The sequence below is a fragment of the Streptomyces sp. NPDC051569 genome (assembly GCF_044454085.1).
Lineage (GTDB): Bacteria > Actinomycetota > Actinomycetes > Streptomycetales > Streptomycetaceae > Streptomyces.
On record NZ_JBITDJ010000002.1, the window covers coordinates 155,991 to 173,293 of the forward strand.

17 protein-coding genes are annotated in these 17,303 nt (G+C 69.4%); 6 read left to right on the forward strand and 11 right to left on the reverse strand.

Annotated features, from left to right (window positions below; genetic code table 11):
- Positions 1–347: 347 nt before the first annotated feature.
- Positions 348–1,445, forward strand: a complete 1,098-nt coding sequence (locus ACIBAE_RS03660) for a YihY/virulence factor BrkB family protein (RefSeq protein ID WP_399282145.1) — start codon at positions 348–350, stop codon at positions 1,443–1,445.
- Here ACIBAE_RS03660 and ACIBAE_RS03665 read toward each other — a convergent pair.
- A complete protein-coding gene (locus ACIBAE_RS03665) occupies positions 1,405–2,634 on the reverse strand; it encodes a D-alanyl-D-alanine carboxypeptidase family protein (RefSeq protein WP_399282146.1) in 1,230 nt (409 codons plus the stop codon). The two genes, ACIBAE_RS03660 and ACIBAE_RS03665, sit on opposite strands and share 41 nt — an antisense overlap.
- Before the next feature lie 63 nt (positions 2,635–2,697).
- Positions 2,698–2,922 (reverse strand): hypothetical protein, encoded by a 225-nt coding sequence (locus ACIBAE_RS03670; RefSeq protein ID WP_399282147.1) that lies wholly within the window; start codon positions 2,920–2,922, stop codon positions 2,698–2,700.
- Between the two features lie 207 nt (positions 2,923–3,129).
- On the opposite strand from ACIBAE_RS03670, the gene ACIBAE_RS03675 reads away from it, so the two are divergent.
- From ACIBAE_RS03675 to ACIBAE_RS03690, 4 genes are all read left to right on the forward strand, one after another.
- Complete coding sequence (locus tag ACIBAE_RS03675) at positions 3,130–3,378, forward strand: SCO4848 family membrane protein (protein ID WP_399282148.1); 249 nt, start codon at positions 3,130–3,132, stop codon at positions 3,376–3,378.
- A gap of 102 nt (positions 3,379–3,480) precedes the next feature.
- Positions 3,481–4,770: a metallophosphoesterase gene (locus ACIBAE_RS03680; protein ID WP_399282558.1), complete on the forward strand. Its 1,290-nt coding sequence runs from the start codon at positions 3,481–3,483 to the stop codon at positions 4,768–4,770.
- A 213-nt stretch (positions 4,771–4,983) separates the two neighbouring features.
- The gene (locus ACIBAE_RS03685) at positions 4,984–6,435 is read left to right on the forward strand and encodes a glycerophosphodiester phosphodiesterase (protein WP_399282149.1); all 1,452 of its coding nucleotides are present in this window, start codon (positions 4,984–4,986) and stop codon (positions 6,433–6,435) included.
- A 231-nt stretch (positions 6,436–6,666) separates the two neighbouring features.
- On the forward strand, positions 6,667–8,220 hold the full coding sequence (locus tag ACIBAE_RS03690; RefSeq protein WP_399282150.1) for an ABC transporter substrate-binding protein: 1,554 nt from the start codon (positions 6,667–6,669) through the stop codon (positions 8,218–8,220).
- A 154-nt stretch (positions 8,221–8,374) separates the two neighbouring features.
- Here ACIBAE_RS03690 and ACIBAE_RS03695 read toward each other — a convergent pair whose 3' ends face one another.
- The 9 genes from ACIBAE_RS03695 to ACIBAE_RS03735 form a co-directional block, all read right to left on the reverse strand.
- On the reverse strand, positions 8,375–9,151 hold the full coding sequence (locus ACIBAE_RS03695; protein ID WP_399282151.1) for a TetR family transcriptional regulator: 777 nt from the start codon (positions 9,149–9,151) through the stop codon (positions 8,375–8,377).
- Between the two features lie 20 nt (positions 9,152–9,171).
- Complete coding sequence (locus ACIBAE_RS03700) at positions 9,172–9,570, reverse strand: thiol-disulfide oxidoreductase DCC family protein (RefSeq protein ID WP_399282152.1); 399 nt, start codon at positions 9,568–9,570, stop codon at positions 9,172–9,174.
- Between the two features lie 6 nt (positions 9,571–9,576).
- Entirely contained in the window at positions 9,577–10,020 is a 444-nt protein-coding gene (locus ACIBAE_RS03705; protein ID WP_399282153.1) for a hypothetical protein, read from the reverse strand.
- Between the two features lie 132 nt (positions 10,021–10,152).
- On the reverse strand, positions 10,153–10,782 hold the full coding sequence (locus ACIBAE_RS03710; RefSeq protein ID WP_399282154.1) for a hypothetical protein: 630 nt from the start codon (positions 10,780–10,782) through the stop codon (positions 10,153–10,155).
- A gap of 124 nt (positions 10,783–10,906) precedes the next feature.
- Complete coding sequence (locus tag ACIBAE_RS03715; protein ID WP_399282155.1) at positions 10,907–11,665, reverse strand: succinate dehydrogenase iron-sulfur subunit; 759 nt, start codon at positions 11,663–11,665, stop codon at positions 10,907–10,909.
- Positions 11,665–13,419: a succinate dehydrogenase flavoprotein subunit gene (gene sdhA / locus ACIBAE_RS03720; RefSeq protein WP_399282156.1), complete on the reverse strand. Its 1,755-nt coding sequence runs from the start codon at positions 13,417–13,419 to the stop codon at positions 11,665–11,667. Before sdhA ends, ACIBAE_RS03715 begins: the two co-directional genes overlap by 1 nt.
- A 20-nt stretch (positions 13,420–13,439) precedes the next feature.
- The gene (locus ACIBAE_RS03725; RefSeq protein WP_399282157.1) at positions 13,440–13,928 is read right to left on the reverse strand and encodes a succinate dehydrogenase hydrophobic membrane anchor subunit; all 489 of its coding nucleotides are present in this window, start codon (positions 13,926–13,928) and stop codon (positions 13,440–13,442) included.
- 10 nt (positions 13,929–13,938) lie between these two features.
- Positions 13,939–14,319, reverse strand: a complete 381-nt coding sequence (gene sdhC / locus ACIBAE_RS03730; protein ID WP_399282158.1) for a succinate dehydrogenase, cytochrome b556 subunit — start codon at positions 14,317–14,319, stop codon at positions 13,939–13,941.
- 167 nt (positions 14,320–14,486) lie between these two features.
- Positions 14,487–15,155, reverse strand: coding sequence for a 2-oxo-4-hydroxy-4-carboxy-5-ureidoimidazoline decarboxylase (locus ACIBAE_RS03735; RefSeq protein ID WP_399282159.1), 669 nt, complete (start codon positions 15,153–15,155; stop codon positions 14,487–14,489).
- 364 nt (positions 15,156–15,519) lie between these two features.
- Here ACIBAE_RS03735 and ACIBAE_RS03740 point away from each other — a divergent pair, with 364 nt between their 5' ends.
- Positions 15,520–17,178: a glycoside hydrolase family 20 protein gene (locus tag ACIBAE_RS03740; RefSeq protein WP_399282160.1), complete on the forward strand. Its 1,659-nt coding sequence runs from the start codon at positions 15,520–15,522 to the stop codon at positions 17,176–17,178.
- Positions 17,179–17,303 lie beyond the last annotated feature (125 nt).

The window sequence follows — 17,303 nt, forward strand, 5'->3', positions numbered from 1 at the left end:
ACGGCGCCGTGGGGGGAGCTCGTGAGGGACCCCGTGAGGGTGCCGGGTGCGATGCCGGTCGCGGGACCGGTGAAGGTGCCCGGCGCGGCGCCGTTGGCGATGGAGGTGTCGGCAGACATGGAGGTGACCGTATCGTTCCGTACGGCATTCTTTGTCTCCTATATGGCGGTACTCGTATGAATGGGTGGTTGAGGGAGTGTCGGAGAAGGATGACGTGAAAATCATCCACATGCACAGAAAAGTCAGCCTCTGATCCGGCGAAAGGGGCGGCAGATGGCGTGGCGGACCCCGGACGGTACGGCGGTCGCGCCTCGGCTGTCCGTCCGATTCGGGGGCAGGTCTCCTGCATGGACTGGCTGAGAAAACTCCCCGTCATCGGACCGTTCGTGGCCCGGCTGATGCGGACACACGCCTGGCGCTCGTACGAGACGCTCGACCGGGTCCACTGGACCCGCCTGGCCGCCGCCATCACCTTCATCAGCTTCATCGCGGTCTTCCCGCTGATCACCGTGGGCGCCGCGATCGGCGCCGCGCTGCTCAGCAAGGGCCAGCTCGACCGGTTGCAGAACAGCATCGCGAAGCAGGTGCCCGGCATCTCCGACCAGCTGGACCTGCACGGTCTGGTGGCCAACGCCGGCACGGTCGGGGCGGTGGCCGGCGCGCTGCTGCTCCTGACCGGCATCAGCTGGGTCGGCTCGATGCGGGAGTGCCTGCGGGCCGTGTGGGAGTGCGAGGACCCGGGACAGGACAACCCGATCGTGCTCAAGGCCAAGGACGGGGTGGTGCTCCTCGGCCTCGGTGCGGTGGGCCTCGCCTCGCTGGGTGCCTCCACCTTCGGCTCCACGGCGGTCGGCTGGACCGCCGACCGGCTCGGTATCCCCGAGGACGGCGCGGCCGGTGTGCTGCTCCAGGCCGCCGCCCTCGCGATCGCGATCCTCGCGGACTTCCTGCTGCTGCTCTACGTCCTGACCCTGCTGCCCCGCGTGCACCCGCCCCGCCGCCGGCTCGTCGTCGCGGCCCTCCTCGGCGCGATCGGCTTCGAAGCGCTCAAGCTGCTGCTCGGCGGCTACATCAGCGGCGTGGCGGGGAAGAGCATGTACGGCGCCTTCGGCGTGCCGGTGGCGCTGCTCCTGTGGATCAACTTCCAGGCGAAGCTGCTGCTGTTCTGCTCCGCCTGGACCGCGACCCCGAGCAAGGCGGGGACGGAGGCCACCGGTGACGGCTCGGACGACGGCGGTGGCGGCTCCGGCGACGGCGGCGAAGGCCCCAGCCACCTCACCCGGGTGAGCCCGAAGTCCGGCCGGGGTGCGGCCGGGCCTCCGGAGTCTTCAGCCAGAGCTGGGAACAGCGGGAACGCCGGGAACAGCGGGAACGGCGGGAACGGCGGGAACAGCGGGAACGGCGCTAGGCGCGCGGACGGCGGGTCAGGGGCCAGCGCCGGTTGACCAGATACACCGCGCCCGCCACCAGGACCACCGCCCCACCCGTCACACCGAGCGCTGTCGCGATGCCGCCCGCCCCGCCGCCCGCGGCCGCGAGCGGCTTCGCGGAGCCGGTGGCACCGGCCTCGACCGGGGTCGGACTCGGCGAGACGTTCGTCGCGGCGGACTTGGGCGGCACCAGCTCGCCGACCGGTTTGACCTTGCCGTCCGCCGCGAAACCCCAGTCCAGGAGGCGTGCGGTCTCCTGGTAGACCGCCTGGCTCTCCTTGGAGGACGGGTTCATGACGGTGACCAGCAGCACCTTGTTGTCGCGCTCGGCGACGCCGGTGAAGGTGGAGCCGGCGTGGGTGGTGTAGCCGTTCTTGACGCCCGCGATGCCCTGGTACGTCGTGACCCCGCTGGCACCGGTCAGCAGCCGGTTGGTGTTCTGGATCTCGAACGACTCGCGCTTCGTCTTCCCCTTCTTCAGCTCGCCGGGGAAGCTGGCCGTCGCCGTCGCGCAGTACTCCCGGAAGTCCTTCTTCTGGAGACCGGAGCGGGCGAACAGGGTCAGGTCGTACGCGCTGGAGAGCTGCTTCTTGTCGTCGTAACCGTCGGGCGTGACGACCGTCGTGTCGAGCGCCTGCAGTTCGACGGCGTGCCGCTGCATGTCCTGGACCGTCTTGTCGATCCCGCCGTTCATGTGCGAGAGGACGTGCACGGCGTCGTTGCCGGACTTCAGGAAGACCCCGAGCCACAGATCGTGGACCGAATAGGTGAGGTTCTCCTTCACCCCGACCAGACTGCTGCCGTCGCCCATGCCCTGGAGATCGGCGGGCGTCACCTTGTGCTCCTCGTTCTTGGACAGCTTGGGCAGCACCGTGTCCGCGAAGAGCATCTTGAGGGTGGAGGCGGGCGCCAGCCGCCAGTGGGCGTTGTGCGAGGCCAGCACCTCGCCGGTCTCGGCGTTCGCGACGATCCAGGACCGGCCGCTCAGCTTCTTGGGCAGGACCGGCACGCCGGGTGCCAAATGCACCTGCGTACCCGCCTGGCCGAGCTGGACCCCGCCCACCGTGGACATTCTGGCGGGGGGCTGAGGCTGCTTCGTCGCGGGCGGAGTCGTCCTGCCGTCCGCCCAGGAGGGCACGGCGGTCAGCAGGGGCAGCAGCGCGGCGGCGACGATCGTCAGCGCGGTCTTTTTCGAAGCGGACACGATCGAAAACGTACAGGGCGGTGTCACCTCTGCCCACACCGGCGGGGTGAACCGGTGACTGCTTCAGCGGACCTGGTGGAGGTAGAGAGCGCCGCAGCTGTGGCAGAGAGGCTGTCCGGCGGGGGTGCCCCACGCGTCCGAGGACTGCGTGACGGCGGAAGGCAGCAGGTCACGCCCGCACAGGCCCATGGCCTCGCCCACCCGTGTGATGTGCCACACCTCCAGCTGAGGATCCTGCTCCCCGGGTGAGGAGCCCTCCGCGTACTCGGCACGCATTTCGTAGTCCATGTCCTGCCTCCCGGTGCTGGTCCGCTGGTCCGCTGGTCCGCTGGTCTGTGCGTCCGCTGATCCGTGCCGCGCGACGGCACGCGCGGCGGCGCATGCTTTCCCGTTTCCGCCGGGGGTTGAAACGGAAGAAGTCATTCCGCTGCCCGTCGGCGGGCCTGACCGCCGCCCCGCCGACGGCGCCGGCGGGGCGGCGGCGATACTGAAGCCATGAAGCTCAGCCGTCCCGTGTCCTGGTTCCTGCTCGCGTTCGGCGTCTGGAGTTGGTTCATCTGGATCACGTTCGCGAAGAATCTCTGGCAGGACGGCAGCGGTCTCGCCTTCGACGACGCCGGTGATCCGACCGGGTATTTCTGGGTGCACCTGCTGCTCGCCATCGCGTCCTTCCTCCTGGGGACGGCCGTCGGCGTGATCGGGTTCCGCGGCGCCCGCGCGCTGCGGCGCGAACAGCGCGTGTAACGCGAAACAACGCGAAACAACGCGAGACAACCCAAACAACGCGCGGACAGCCCGAACAACAGGGGATGGGGGAGACCACTCGTGGTCGTCGTGGTGGTTCTGATGGTGCTCGTGGCCGTCGCGCTGGTGGTGGCCGCGCACTGGTATGTGTGGCGCCGCCTGGTACGCGACACGACGAAGCCGCGCGGCCTGGCCCGCAGGCTGGGTACGGCCGCGGCCGTACTGCTGCCGCTGCTGGCGATCGGCGCCGTGAGCTCGGGCCGCTCCGGAGCGCCCTTCTGGTCGCAACAGGTCATGGCCTGGCCGGGGTTCCTGTGGCTGGCGGTGCTGATCTACCTGCTGCTGGCGCTGCTGGTGGGGGAGGCCGTACGGCCCCTGCTGCTGCGGCCGCTCAAGAACCGGCAGCCGGCCGAAACACAGAGTCAATCGCAGACGCAGACGCAGACGCAGCCCCAGGCCGGGACGCAGACCCGGACTCCGGCCGACGCGGTCATACCCGCCGGTACGTCAGTGAAGCCGGCGTCCGCGACCACCGCCGAGACCCCGTCGGTCCCCGCCGCGACCTCTCCCTCCCGTCGGCTCTTCGTCTCGCGCGTGGTCGGCGGCGCGGCGGCGACGGCCGCCCTCGCCACGGTCGGGTACGGCACCTACGGCGTCCTGCGCGGCCCCCAGGTCAAGCGCCTCACCATCCCGCTCGCGAAGTTGCCGCGCGCCGCCCACGGCTTCCGTATCGCGGTCGTCAGCGACATCCACCTCGGCCCGATCCTGGGCCGCGCGCACACGCAGCGCATCGTCGACACGATCAACTCCACCCAGCCCGATCTGATCGCCGTCGTCGGTGACCTGGTGGACGGCAGCGTCGAGAACCTCGGCCCCGCCGCGGAACCGCTGTCCGGGCTGCGCGCCCCGCACGGCTCCTTCTTCGTCACCGGCAACCACGAGTACTTCTCCGGCGCGGCCGCCTGGGTGGACCACGTCCGGGAGCTGGGGCTGCACCCCCTGGAGAACGAGCGCGTGGAGATCGCGGGCTTCGACCTCGCCGGGGTCAACGACGTCGCGGGCGAGAGTGAGGGCTCGGGCCCCGACTTCGCGAAGGCGCTCGGCGACCGTGACCGGTCCCGCACGTCCGTACTCCTCGCCCACCAGCCGATCGTCATCGACGACGCGGTACGCCAGGGCGTCGACCTCCAGCTCTCCGGTCACACCCACGGCGGCCAGCTCTGGCCCGGCAACCTCATCGCGGGCCTCGCCAACCCGACCGTGGCCGGCCTGGAGCGGTACGGCGACACCCAGCTCTACGTGTCGCGCGGCGCGGGCGCCTGGGGCCCGCCGGTCCGGGTCGGCGCCCCCTCCGACATCACGATTGTCGAACTGGCCTCCCGCCAGGCCTGATCAAAGCTCCCAGGACCGGGGGCGGTCCAGTGCCTCCCACTCGGCGCGGAGCAACGACACGACCGCGACGCCATGTCGCCGCCCCCGGTGCGGACACGCCGAGCGGGCTCAGCCATCGGGCGGCGCGCTTGACGATCTTCGGTTGCCCGGTTGTCCTCCCGTGTTTGGTGAGTCGCGCGCTGATATTCGCCAGGGATGTCTACGGTCGTGGCCATGTCACGCCTTCCGATCCGTGCACAGAGCGCGCTGCTCACGTCCGCGCTCATCGCCGTCTCCGTTCCGTCGGTCGCCATCGCGGCCGGCGCGACCGCCACCCCCACGGCCTCAGGGGCCGGCCGGGTGGTCGTTTCCTCCGACTTCTCCGGCACCGCGCTGCCGAGTGGATTCAAGGCCGTCGACGGCACCTGGCAGGTCAAGGACGGGCGTCTGTACGGCACGTCCGCCAGTTCCGGTCAGCAGAGCCGCATCACCTTCGGCGAGCACCTCAACGACTTCCGTGTCGAGGCGACCGCGCGCTTCGAGTCGGCCCTGGACAGCGGCCGGTGGGCTGCCCTGGGGATCGACGTCCCGGCGGGCGGGGCCGTGCCGTGGTCGATCGCGACCATGCGGACCGGCACCACCGCGAGCAACGGTCTGGAGTTCGCCCAGCGCACCACCTCCGAGACCTGGAACGTCACCGACACCGGTCCGGCGCCGACCGCCGCCGGTACCGGCAAGGACGTGAAGATCGCCGTCGAGGTGCACGGCGCCCAGGCCGTCTGGTTCTTCGACGGCAAGGAGGCGCTGCGGACCAGCAAGGTCGTCCGGTCCGCCGCCGGGGTGCAGGGGCTGCTCGTCAACGGCGCCACGGTGTCGTTCGACGACCTCAAGGTGACCGAGCTGGCCGCGCGGAGCTACATCCGGCCCGCCGGTGCGCCGCTCACCGTGAACGGACACCGGGGCGCTGCCGCCGCCGCGCCCGAGAACACGCTGGTCTCCGACGAGGTGGCCCGCAGGGGTGGCGCCGAGTTCATCGAGAACGACGTCCAGCCGAGCAAGGACGGCGTGCCGTACGTCATCCACGACTCGACCGTGGACCGCACGACCAACGGCACCGGCGCGGTGAGGAGCCTGACGTCCGCCCAGCTGAACGCGCTCGACGCCGGTTCCTGGTTCGCCCCGGCCTACGCCGGCGAGCGGATCCCGACGCTGGCGGCCCAGTTGCGGGACCTGAAGACCCGTGGCGGCGATCTGCTGCTGGAGATCAAGGGCGCGCACACCAAGGCGGAGGTGGCGACCATCGTCGACACCATCCGCGCGAACGGTATGACCGGCCGGGTCTTCGTGCAGAGCTTCGAGGTCGACGCCCTGCGCTACACCTACGAGCTCGCGCCCGAACTGCCCCTCGCCCTGCTGCGGGACAAGATGGACAGCGACCCGGTGGCGATCTCCAAGGAGCTGCACCTGGCCTCCTACAACCCGTCCGACGCGGGCTTCAGCGCGAAGCCGGGCGTCATCGGCGCCCTGCACGCGGCCGGGGTCGCCGTGACCGTGTGGACCGTGGACACGGCTGACCGCTGGAAGGCGCTGGAGGCCGCCGGGGTGGACGGCATCATCACCAACCGCCCCGCCGAGCTGTCCGGTTGGAACGCCGCGTTCCTCCAGCGGACCCCCGCCGGCTTGTAGTCCTGAGGCTCAGGGGCGGGGCGGCTCGCGAGAGCCGCCCCGCCCCTGCCGCGTTCCCGCCCGGCCGGACGGCAGCCCAGGGTGCGGGGGTTCGGCATGGTCGCACTATGTCGTGGTAGTGACAAGATTGTTGCCTCTGTGAGCCCCGCTCCGCTTCCACCTATTGCGCATTTTGTGATTGGCTGCTTTACATCACGGCCCGGGGTGGGCGTGGCAAAGGGGCACAGCGACATGCGTTCGATCCGTTTTCGGATACTCATCACTTGTCTGGTACTCGTGATCGCGGGTGTGGGCGGCTGGCAGCTGCTCCCGTCCAGCAAAACCGAGCAGAAGGCGATCTCGGTCGGTACCACCGACGTGGTCTCCTCACTCGACCCCGCAGGGGCCTACGACGCCGGTTCCTGGGCGTTGTTCGGGAACATCTACCAGTCCTTGCTGACCTTCAAGCCCAGCTCGGTCACGCCCGAGCCGGACGCGGCGCGCAAGTGCGGGTTCACCGACGCGGATCTGCGCACCTACGTCTGTGAGGTGCGGGACGACGTCAGCTTCTCCAACGGCCACAAGATGACCGGCGAGGACGTCAAGTACTCCTTCGACCGGATGCTGAAGATCAATTCGGACCTGGGACCGGCGTCCCTCTTCCCGAGTCTGAAGTCGGTCGACGCGGAGGGCCAGAAGGTCACCTTCCATCTCTCCGCCCGGGACGCGACCTTCCCGTACACGATCGCCACGGGCGCCGGCGCGATCGTCGACCACACCACGTACCCGGGTGAGCAGCTGCGCAAGGGCAGCACGGTCGACGGTTCGGGTCCGTACCTCCTCACGCAATACACCGAGGGCGCGGACCTCAGCCTGACGCCGAACCCCAAGTACCGGGGGGCCGCGAGCCGTTCCGGCGGGCCGGTGGACCTTCACTTCTACGAGTCGTCCGAAGAGATGGCCGCCGCGTGGACGAGCCGCACGCTCGAGGTGACCCTGGAGCAGCTGCCGCCGTCGCTGATCGCCGGGCTCGACGCGACCCGGGGCGACATCCGGGTCAACGAGTCCGAGGGCGCCGAGATCCGCCACATGGTCTTCAACCTGAAAAAGGGCTCGGCCATGGAGGACAAGGCCGTGCGCCAGGCGGTCGCCGCCCTCCTGGACCGCCCCAAGATCGTGACCGACATCTACGACTCGACGGTGGACCCGCTCTACTCGCTGATCCCCGTGGGTATCACCTCCCACAGCACCCCGTTCTTCGACGTCTACCCGAAGCCGGACGCCGCGCGGGCCGAGGAGCTGCTGGCGGACGCCGGGATCGCGACGCCCGTGGAGTTCACGCTCGGGCACGCCCGGAACGGATCGGCCGGCCCCGAGGGCGAGGAGCTGCGCAGGCAGCTGGAGGCCACCGGGCTGTTCAAGGTGAAGATCGTCGAGAAGGAGTGGACCGACTTCCAGAAGGACTACTCCACCGGGAAGTACGACGCCTACACCGTGGGCTGGGTGCCGGACTTCCCCGACCCCGACAGCTTCGTGGCGCCCGTCGTGGGCCGGGACAACGCCTTCCACAACGGCTACGACAGCTCCCAGGTCAACCAGTTGATCGAGGCCAGCCAGCAGTTCAGCGACCGTGGCCGCGCGACCGACGACTTCAAGGCGCTGCAGGTGGCGGTGGCGCAGGACGTGCCGATCCTCCCGCTGTGGCAGAAGAAGGTCTACGTGCTCAGCGCGGAGAGCATCGCGGGCTCGCAGTACCTCTCGGACGGCGCGGGACTGTGGCGCTTCTGGGAGCTGGGCCGGATCTGACCGGGAGCCGGGCCGCATCCGGGAGCCGGGCCCGGATGTGAGCCCCGCGCCCCGAGCCCCGCGCCCCGCGCCCCGAGCCCCGCGCCCGGATCCGGGCCCCGGACCGGATGTGAGTCCCGGACCGTCCGAACTGACCCGCCGACGCGTCGGCGGGTCAGTTCTTTTTGCGGGAGACGGCCACTTCCGCCATGCCCGGCAGGAAGTCCACGAACAGCTCGTGCACCTCCCGTACGAGCGGCCTGAGCACCCGGAACCGGGCGAGGGCGACGCCCCGGGCGGTGAGCCGGGCGCCGCGCTCGGCCAGCCGGCGGCTGCGCTCGCTGTCCTCGGAGCGGTCGAACACCCAGTACAGGACGAGTCCCATCTGGGACAGCCACATCAATTCCGGCAGTACGCCCGCCAGTTCTTCCGCGACCTTGGCCTTGGAGCCCGCCAGCACCTCTCGGTGGATGGCGATGGCCGCCTCGCGGGCATGTTCCGATTCGGCGGAGAACGGGCTCAGCGGGCTCTCGGGGTCCGCCGCGTTCTTGAAGAACTGGGCGGCGAACTCGTGGTACGGCGCCGCGATGTCGAGCCAGGCCTTCAGTACCCCGGCGAGGCGGGCCTCCAGATCGCTCTCCCGCTCCAGAACGGGCCCCACGGCCACCCGGTGTTCGGCGGCGATCCGGTCGTAGAAGCCCTGGACGAGATGTTCCTTGGACGAGAAGTAGTAGTACGCGTTCCCGACGGAGACCCCGGCCTCCTGGGCGATGGCCCGCATGGTCGTCTTGTCGTAGCCGCGCTGCTGGAAGAGCCACAGCGCGGTTTCGAGGATGAGCGTGCGGGTCTGCTCGCTCTTGGGCTTGGGAGCCTGGGTGGGCCCGGGGGGCTTCGCGTCCTTCACTGCGGCCTTGACGTCCTTCGTGTCCTGCGGGGCGATCTCGTCCTTCATGTCCCTCACGGTGTCCGAGCCTAATCGGCCGGAACCGGTACCTCACACCCGTCCTCGCAGGGCGCGGCCGTCAGCTCCCGGTACTTCGAGGCGGCGAGCACGCTCACCCGGGCGAAGGGGGCCCCGGCCGGTGTGGCCAGCCAATGGGCCTTGGGCCGGTGTTCGGCCAGGGCCCACAGGCAGACGATCCAGGCGGCCGTACCCCGGTAGACCTGGCCGCCGTCACCGATGGCGGTGATCTCCTTGAGGGTGGAGCGGTGATCGAGCTCCGGGAACCGCCGCCGCGCCTCCTGCGAGGCGGCGGGCACCAGGTCGATCGGTACGAGCTGCGGCTGGCGCAGCAGCCAGTGCCGCACATGGACGCAGAGCGGGCACCGCGCGTCGTACAGCACGGTCAGCGCCCGTACGGGCGTGGGCACCGGCCCTCACACCCCGGCGGCCGGAGCACCGGTCCACGGGCCGGGGCCCTTGTGGGCGGTGCCGGTCCACCCCTGCGGCGGTACGGGCGGCTGCTGCTCGCGCTCCATGATTCCGCGCCGCCGGATCTTGTTGAGGACGTACACGTTGCCGAGGTGCATGGCCCCGAGGACGAGCAGGACGACGCCGACCTTCACCGAGAGCGCGTCGAAGAGCCCGGCGGTGTCCCTGATGGCGTCGGCGTTCTTGAGGTACAGCGTGACGAAGCCGAGGTTGACCAGGTAGAAGCCGACCACCAGCAGGTGGTTGACGGCTTCGGCGAGCTTCTCGTCGCCCTGGAGCACGTCGGCGAGAAAGATCCGCCCGTTCCGGCTCAGCGTGCGGGCGACCCAGACCGTGAGTGCCACGCTGATGACCAGGTAGACCACATAGGCGACAACAGTGAGGTCCATCCCCCACCCTCCTTTGAACGTGTTCAAAAGCTGATGTCCTGAACAGTAGACCTGATTTTGAACATGTTCAAGGAGAGTGCGAAAGAAGCCCCGGCCGAGGGCGCGGGCGCCGGCCGGGGCCCTGGTGGAACGTCACATGCTGCTGAGCGAACGGGCGTAGCCGATCTGACCCATCACCATCTGGAAGGTGCCCGGGTGGTGGGCCGGGACCATCGTCGCGTGGTGCTTGCCGCCGCTGGTCACCGTGATCTGGACGAAGCCGGTCGTTGTCTTCTCCTTCATCAGCAGGAAGAAGAGACCGACCAGGCAGAGAAGGGCGAAGACGATCGCCAGCACGACCGCGTACGTCGGGATCTTCTCCTCCGTACGGGACATGTCCGTCGCGTTCCACACCGCGCCCCTGAGCGGCAGGGTGCCGGCGGGCGTGATGATCGCGTCGTTCACGACGGTGATGTCACCGATCGACAGCAACGGCGCACCGGGGCCGCCCACCGGGGCGGGGAAGGCGGTGCTGGGACCCGGGTAGCCGTACCCGGCCGTCGGGTGCGGATAGCCGTACGCGGGAGTCGGCTGGGGCCCCCACCTGCCCTCGGCGAACATCGACCCGGGGAAGTCGTACTCCGGAGCGCCCGTCGCGCCCCCCATGCCCGAGGCGCCCGGCGTGTTCGGGTGGCCCGCCGCGTCCGAGGCGTCCGGCGTGCCCTGCGGATGCGCCGGTCCCCACGTGTACTCGCCGTCCGCGGACGGATTGGGCTCGGTCATCTCTCCCCGCTTTCCCTGGCCTTGGTCGACTCCGTCGATCCAAGCACAAAGAAGGGCCCGTTTCCGTACGGTGTGCGTACGGAGACGGGCCCCTGCGGTCAGACCGGCCGGACGGCCGGAGGTGTCAGAAGCGGCGCGTGATCAGCGCGCGCTTGACTTCCTGGATCGCCTTCGTGACCTCGATGCCGCGCGGGCAGGCATCCGTGCAGTTGAACGTGGTGCGGCAACGCCACACGCCGTCCTTGTCGTTGAGGATCTCCAGGCGCTGCTCCCCGGCCTCGTCACGCGAGTCGAAGATGAAGCGGTGGGCGTTCACGATCGCGGCCGGACCGAAGTACTGGCCGTCGTTCCAGAAGACCGGGCAGGACGACGTGCACGCGGCGCACAGGATGCACTTGGTGGTGTCGTCGAAGCGCTCGCGGTCCTCGGCGGACTGCAGGCGCTCGCGCGTCGGCTCGTTGCCGCTGGTGACCAGGAAGGGCATCACGTCGCGGAACGCCTGGAAGAACGGGTCCATGTCCACGATCAGGTCCTTCAGGACCGTGAGGCCCTTGATGGGCTCGACCGTGATCGGCTTGGCGGGGTTGAGGTCCTTGATCAGCGTCTTGCACGCCAGCCGGTTGCGGCCGTTGATCCGCATCGCGTCGGAGCCGCAGATGCCGTGCGCGCACGAGCGCCGGAAGGTGAGCGAGCCGTCCAGGTCCCACTTGATCTTGTGGAGACCGTCGAGCACGCGCTCCTTCGGGTCGATGTCGATCTGGAAATCCTGCCACTGGGCCTCGTCGGAGACCTCGGGGTTGAAGCGGCGGATCCGGAAAGTGACCGTGATGAGGTGGGAGGCGGCGGACGCCTCCTCCACCCGGTCCATGGTGGGGGTAGCCATCAGTACTTACGCTCCATCGGCTGGTAGCGGGTCTGGACGACCGGCTTGTAATCGAGACGGATCGACTCGCTGCCGTCGTCGCCGACCTCGCGGTACGCCATGGTGTGGCGCATGAAGTTCACGTCGTCCCGGGTGGGGAAGTCCTCGCGGTAGTGACCGCCGCGGGACTCCTTGCGGGCGAGCGCGGATACCGCCATCACCTCGGCCAGGTCGAGCAGGTTGCCCAGCTCGATGGCCTCCAGCAGATCCGTGTTGAAGCGCCGGCCCTTGTCCTGGATGGACACGTTCAGGTAGCGCTCGCGCAGCTCGGCGATCTTCTCGACCGCCGTCTTGATCGTCTGCTCGGTACGGAACACCATGACGTTGGCGTCCATGGTCTCCTGCAGCTCCAGGCGCAGCGTCGCGACCCGCTCGCTGCCCGTGGAGTTGCGCAGCCGCTCGACCTGGTTCTCGACCAGCTCGGCCGGGTTCTCCGGCAGCTCGACGAACTCGCTCTTCACGGCGTACTCCGCGGCGGCGATGCCGGAGCGGCGGCCGAACACGTTGATGTCGAGCAGCGAGTTGGTGCCGAGGCGGTTGGCGCCGTGCACCGAGACACAGGCCACCTCGCCGGCCGCGTACAGGCCCGGGACGACCGTGGTGTTGTCCGCGAGGACCTCACCCTGGACGTTGGTCGGGATGCCGCCCATGGCGTAGTGCGCGGTGGGCTGGATCGGGATCGGGTCCGTGTACGGCTCGATGCCCAGGTACGTCCGCGCGAACTCCGTGATGTCGGGCAGCTTGGCGTCCAGCTGCTCCGGCGGCAGGTGCGTGAGGTCCAGGTAGACGTGGTCGCCCTCGGGACCGCAGCCGCGGCCTTCGCGGATCTCCGTGTAGATGGAGCGCGAGACGACGTCGCGCGAGGCGAGGTCCTTCATGACGGGCGCGTACTTCTCCATGAAGCGCTCGCCGTCCTTGTTGCGCAGGATGCCGCCCTCACCGCGGGCGCCCTCCGTGAGCAGGATGCCCATGCGCCAGATGCCCGTCGGGTGGAACTGGAAGAACTCCATGTCCTCCAGGGGCAGCCCGCGCCGGTACACGGCGGCCTGGCCGTCACCGGTCAGGGTGTGCGCGTTGGACGTCACCTTGAAGAACTTGCCGGTGCCGCCGGACGCGTAGATGACCGACTTCGCCTGGAAGATGTGGATCTCGCCGGTGGCCAGCTCGTAGGCGACCACACCGGCGGACTTCTTGACGCCGTCGACCTCGGTGATCAGCTGGTCCAGGACGTAGAACTCGTTGAAGAACTCCACACCCTCCTTGACGCAGTTCTGGTAGAGCGTCTGGAGGATCATGTGGCCCGTGCGGTCCGCGGCGTAGCAGGACCGGCGGACCGGCGCCTCACCGTGGTTGCGGGAGTGACCGCCGAAGCGGCGCTGGTCGATGGTGCCGTCCGGGGTGCGGTTGAACGGCAGGCCCATCTTCTCCAGGTCGAGGACCGCGTCGATGGCCTCCTTCGCCAGGATCTCGGCGGCGTCCTGGTCGACCAGGTAGTCACCACCCTTGATCGTGTCGAAGGTGTGCCACTCCCAGTTGTCCTCCTCCACGTTGGCGAGCGCGGCGGCCATGCCGCCCTGCGCGGCGCCCGTGTGGGAGCGGGTCGGGTAGAGCTTCGTCAGCACGGCGGTACGGCTGCGCTTGGTCGACTCGATGGCCGCGCGCATACCGGCGCCACCGGCGCCGACGATGACGGTGTCGTACTTATGGATCTTCATTGGTCTCGTCAGCCCCGGCTTTACGAAATGTTCGGGTCGAAGGTGAAGATCACCAGCGATCCGAGAAGGATGGTGAACACCGTGGCGGTGTACAGCAGGCCCTTGAGCCACAGGCGCGTGGTCGTGCGTTCCGCGTAGTCGTTGATGACCGTACGGAGGCCGTTGCCGCCGTGCAGCATCGCGAGCCACAGCATCAGCAGATCCCAGACCTGCCAGAACGGGGACGCCCAGCGGCCGGCCACGAAGGCGAAGCCGATCTTGGAGACGCCGCCGTCCAGCACCAGCTGGATGATCAGGTGGCCGATGACCAGGACGACGAGGACGACGCCGGACAGCCGCATGAAGAGCCACGCGGCCATCTCGAAGTTGCCACGGGTCGTCTTCGGGGTCTTGGCGGTGCGCTGGCGCGGGGCCTCGATGAGCGGGGCCGGGAAGTCCGCGTCGTACAGGCTCGCGCCCTCGACGGGACCGATCGCGGAGCTCTCGGCTACCGAGTTGTTGGAAGACATGGGTGGACTCTCAGCTCCCGAAGACTTCGCGCGCGGCGTGGCCGAGCACGGGGTAGAGGGCGCCGAGCATCAGGACGAGCCAGATGCCCACGGCGGTCCACAGCATCTGCTTCTGGTAGCGAGGGCCCTTGGACCAGAAGTCCACGGCGATCACACGCAGGCCATTGAGCGCGTGGAAGAGAATGGCGGCCACAAGGCCGTACTCGAGCAGCGCGGTGACCGGGTTCTTGTAGGTCGATACGACGTCGTCGTACGCCTGGGGAGAGACACGGACAAGAGCGGTGTCCAGCACGTGTACGAACAGGAAGAAGAAGATGAGGACGCCGGTGACTCGATGAGCCACCCAGGACCACATTCCTTCCCGGCCGCGGTACAGCGTTCCAGCCGGCACGGAAAACCCTCCGGGAGCGGTGATCGGGGCCGGCCGCCATCTTCTACTCAATCAAGCACAGTGGTGTCGGTCGCGCCCGGCCGGGTACGGTCCACCGGCCCCGGCCATCGTAGCGACGAGTTGTCGGTTCGCTCGCGCCGGGTCCGGATGTGTGATCAAACAGGCATTCAAACAGCCACGGACGGGCTATCAGGGCTGTCGGAAATTCTCGATCTCCGCTGATTCGGAGGGTGCGGATGGTCCGGATCACCCGATCCGGGACCTTGGACGATCAGATGTGCGAGACGGCTCCGGGCGAGTCGGCGCAGCTCGTCGGCGGCCAGGGCCCGCTCGTGGTCGGGCTCGTGGGTGAGCCGGGCACGGATCCGGGCCAGCACCTCGCCGAGGTACTCGTCCGGGTGGTGCCGGTCCAGGCTGATGACGAAGGCGTGGCCGAAGCGGCTCTCGTACTCGGCGTACGCGGCGCGCAGCGCGATCTGAGCCGCGGACGGGGCGCCGTGGGGCGGGCCGAGGGGGATCTCGGCGGCGAGCGCCTCGGCGAGGTCCGGGAACGAGAGGTCGTAGCTGGCCTCGTCGGCGGCCGCGAGCAGGGCGTCGACATCGGGGTAGGGGCGGTGATCGGCCAGCCGCTGGGACCAGCGCCGGCTGCCGCAGCACGCGAGCAGCGCGGCTTCGGCGGTACTCAGCGGGGCGGCGTTGAAGCAGCGGAGGCCGTTCGGGGGACCGGCGGGGGGTGCGCTGTACAGCGTGGGCTCCTCGAACGCGGCGCGGCGGCAGGCGTGGGGGGACAGGCGTGGGGGCAGGCAGGTGACAGGACGGGCAAAGGCAGGGGGCAAGGGGACAAGCAGAGGGCAGGAAGCGGGACGGGCTGTGGGGCAGGCGTACGGCGCCGGCGTCGGAACAGGCGCGGGGCAGGCGTCGGGACAGACGTCGGGAGCGGGCGGTGCGGTTGAGCGTGAAGCTGAGAATGTGACGCTACGTTATCGGCGTCCGGCCGGAACACCCCGATTGATGCCCGATTTTCACCCGGAAGGGAGAGTTTCGACGCGCGTGATAGACGTCGTCATGAGAACTTCGCCCTAGTTGCGCCGTCATTGCGCTGTCGTCACGACGCCATCGCCCCGCGTCATCGCGCGGCTCCGCTCGTCGTCGCGCCGCACGTCCGCCGTGCTTCTGTCGCACATGGGAGGTTTCTGAGTGATGTGGTCATCTCGGGGTACCCAGGTCATCGGCGCGGTCTTCGCGGCGGCCATAGCCACCTCGGTGGCGGCATGCGGTTCCGGAGGAAATGGCTCCGGTTCGTCGAGCGGCGGGCGGTCGGCATCCGCCTCCGCCCCGGCCGCTTCCGCGCCCGCCTCCGCTCCTTCCTCCACGGCCCGCTCCTCCGCGAGCCCCTCGACCTCGCCGTCCCCCTCGCGGACGTTCCCCCTCTCCGCCGCTCCGCGCGGCATCCCCTCCGTACGGACCCACCAGGCGGCCCGTGGTCCCGGCTGGCGGCCGGGAGCCAAGAGCGGCGTCGTCATCGCGAGCGGCAGCGGAGGCCTCGCCGACGAGGGCAAGCTGCTCGCCCAGGAGCTGAAGATCGCCTACCGGGGTACGGCGGCGGCCCGTTCCGGCGATGTGGTGCTGGCCCTCAAGAGCGGCAGCGGCACCCCGGAGTCGTACACCCTCACCGTGAGCGGCGGGCAGGTGCGGATCACCGGGCCCGACCAGGCCGGCGTCTTCTACGGCACCCGCACGCTCAAGCAGTCGGTGCGCGCCGACGGGGTGATGCCGGAAGGCGTGGTGAAGGACCGTCCGGGCCGCCCGCAGCGGGGGCTGAACCTGGACATCGCACGTAAGTACTACACGCCGGGGTGGATCGAGGACCGGCTGCGCGAGATGGCCGACCTCAAGCTCAACCAGCTGGGGCTGCACTTCTCCGACGACCAGGGCTTCCGCATCGAGTCCAGGACCCACCCCCGGATCGTCTCCAAGCAGCATCTCTCCCAGGCCCAGGTACGGCAGATCCTGGCGCTCGCCGCCAAGCTGCACATCACCGTCGTGCCGGAGATCGACTCCCCGGGACACCTCGGGGCGGTGCTGGCGGCCTATCCGCAGCTCCAGCTCCGCAACGTCAGCGGAGTGCCCACGAAGGGCGCGATCGACATCTCCAACCCGGCGTCCGCGCGGCTCATCGACGACCTGATCCGCGAATTCGCCGCGCTGTTCCCGGGCAAGTACTGGCATCTCGGCGGGGACGAGTACCAGGCGCTGGTCGTACCGGACCCGGAGGCCTCGTATCCGCAACTGGCCCAGCTCGCGGTCAAGAAGTACGGCAGCAAGGGCCGGGTCCAGGACCTGACGACCGGCTGGACGAACGACCGCGCGGCGGTGCTGCGCCCGCTGAAGAAGACGCCCAAGGTGTGGAACGACGGCATCTTCAGAGGCGGAGTCGTCCAGGCGGCCAAGAATCTGGAGGTCGAGTACTGGACGGGCCGGGAGGCCGGGGCCCGGCCTCCGGTGGACTACCTGAGCGAGGGGCGCCCGGTGGTGAACCTCAACGACGAGTACCTCTATTACGTACTCGGCCAGCCGAACAACTTCATCTACCCGACCGGGCAGCGCATCTACCAGCAGTGGACGCCGCTGGTCCTGCGCGGCACGAAGGCGGTGCCCGCGCGCTACTCGAAGCAGATCCTCGGCGGCCGGCTCGCCGTCTGGGGCGACTTCCCGAACGCGCAGACCCAGGACCAGGTGGCCCAGGGGATCAGGATGCCGCTGCGGGCGGTGTCCCAGAAGCTGTGGAACCCGGCGAAGCCGACGCTGAGCTGGAGTGGGTTCATGGCGCTCGCGCGGAAGCTCGACGGCACGGCCTGACGCGCCCGCGCCCTGACCTGGCAGATCTCTGTGGACAGGGTGCGCGCCGGGCGCGTATGTTCCGCGAGCGCCCGGGGAGGGCGGCGCCCGGGGGAGGGCGCGTTCCAGGACCTTGGGGGGTTCCA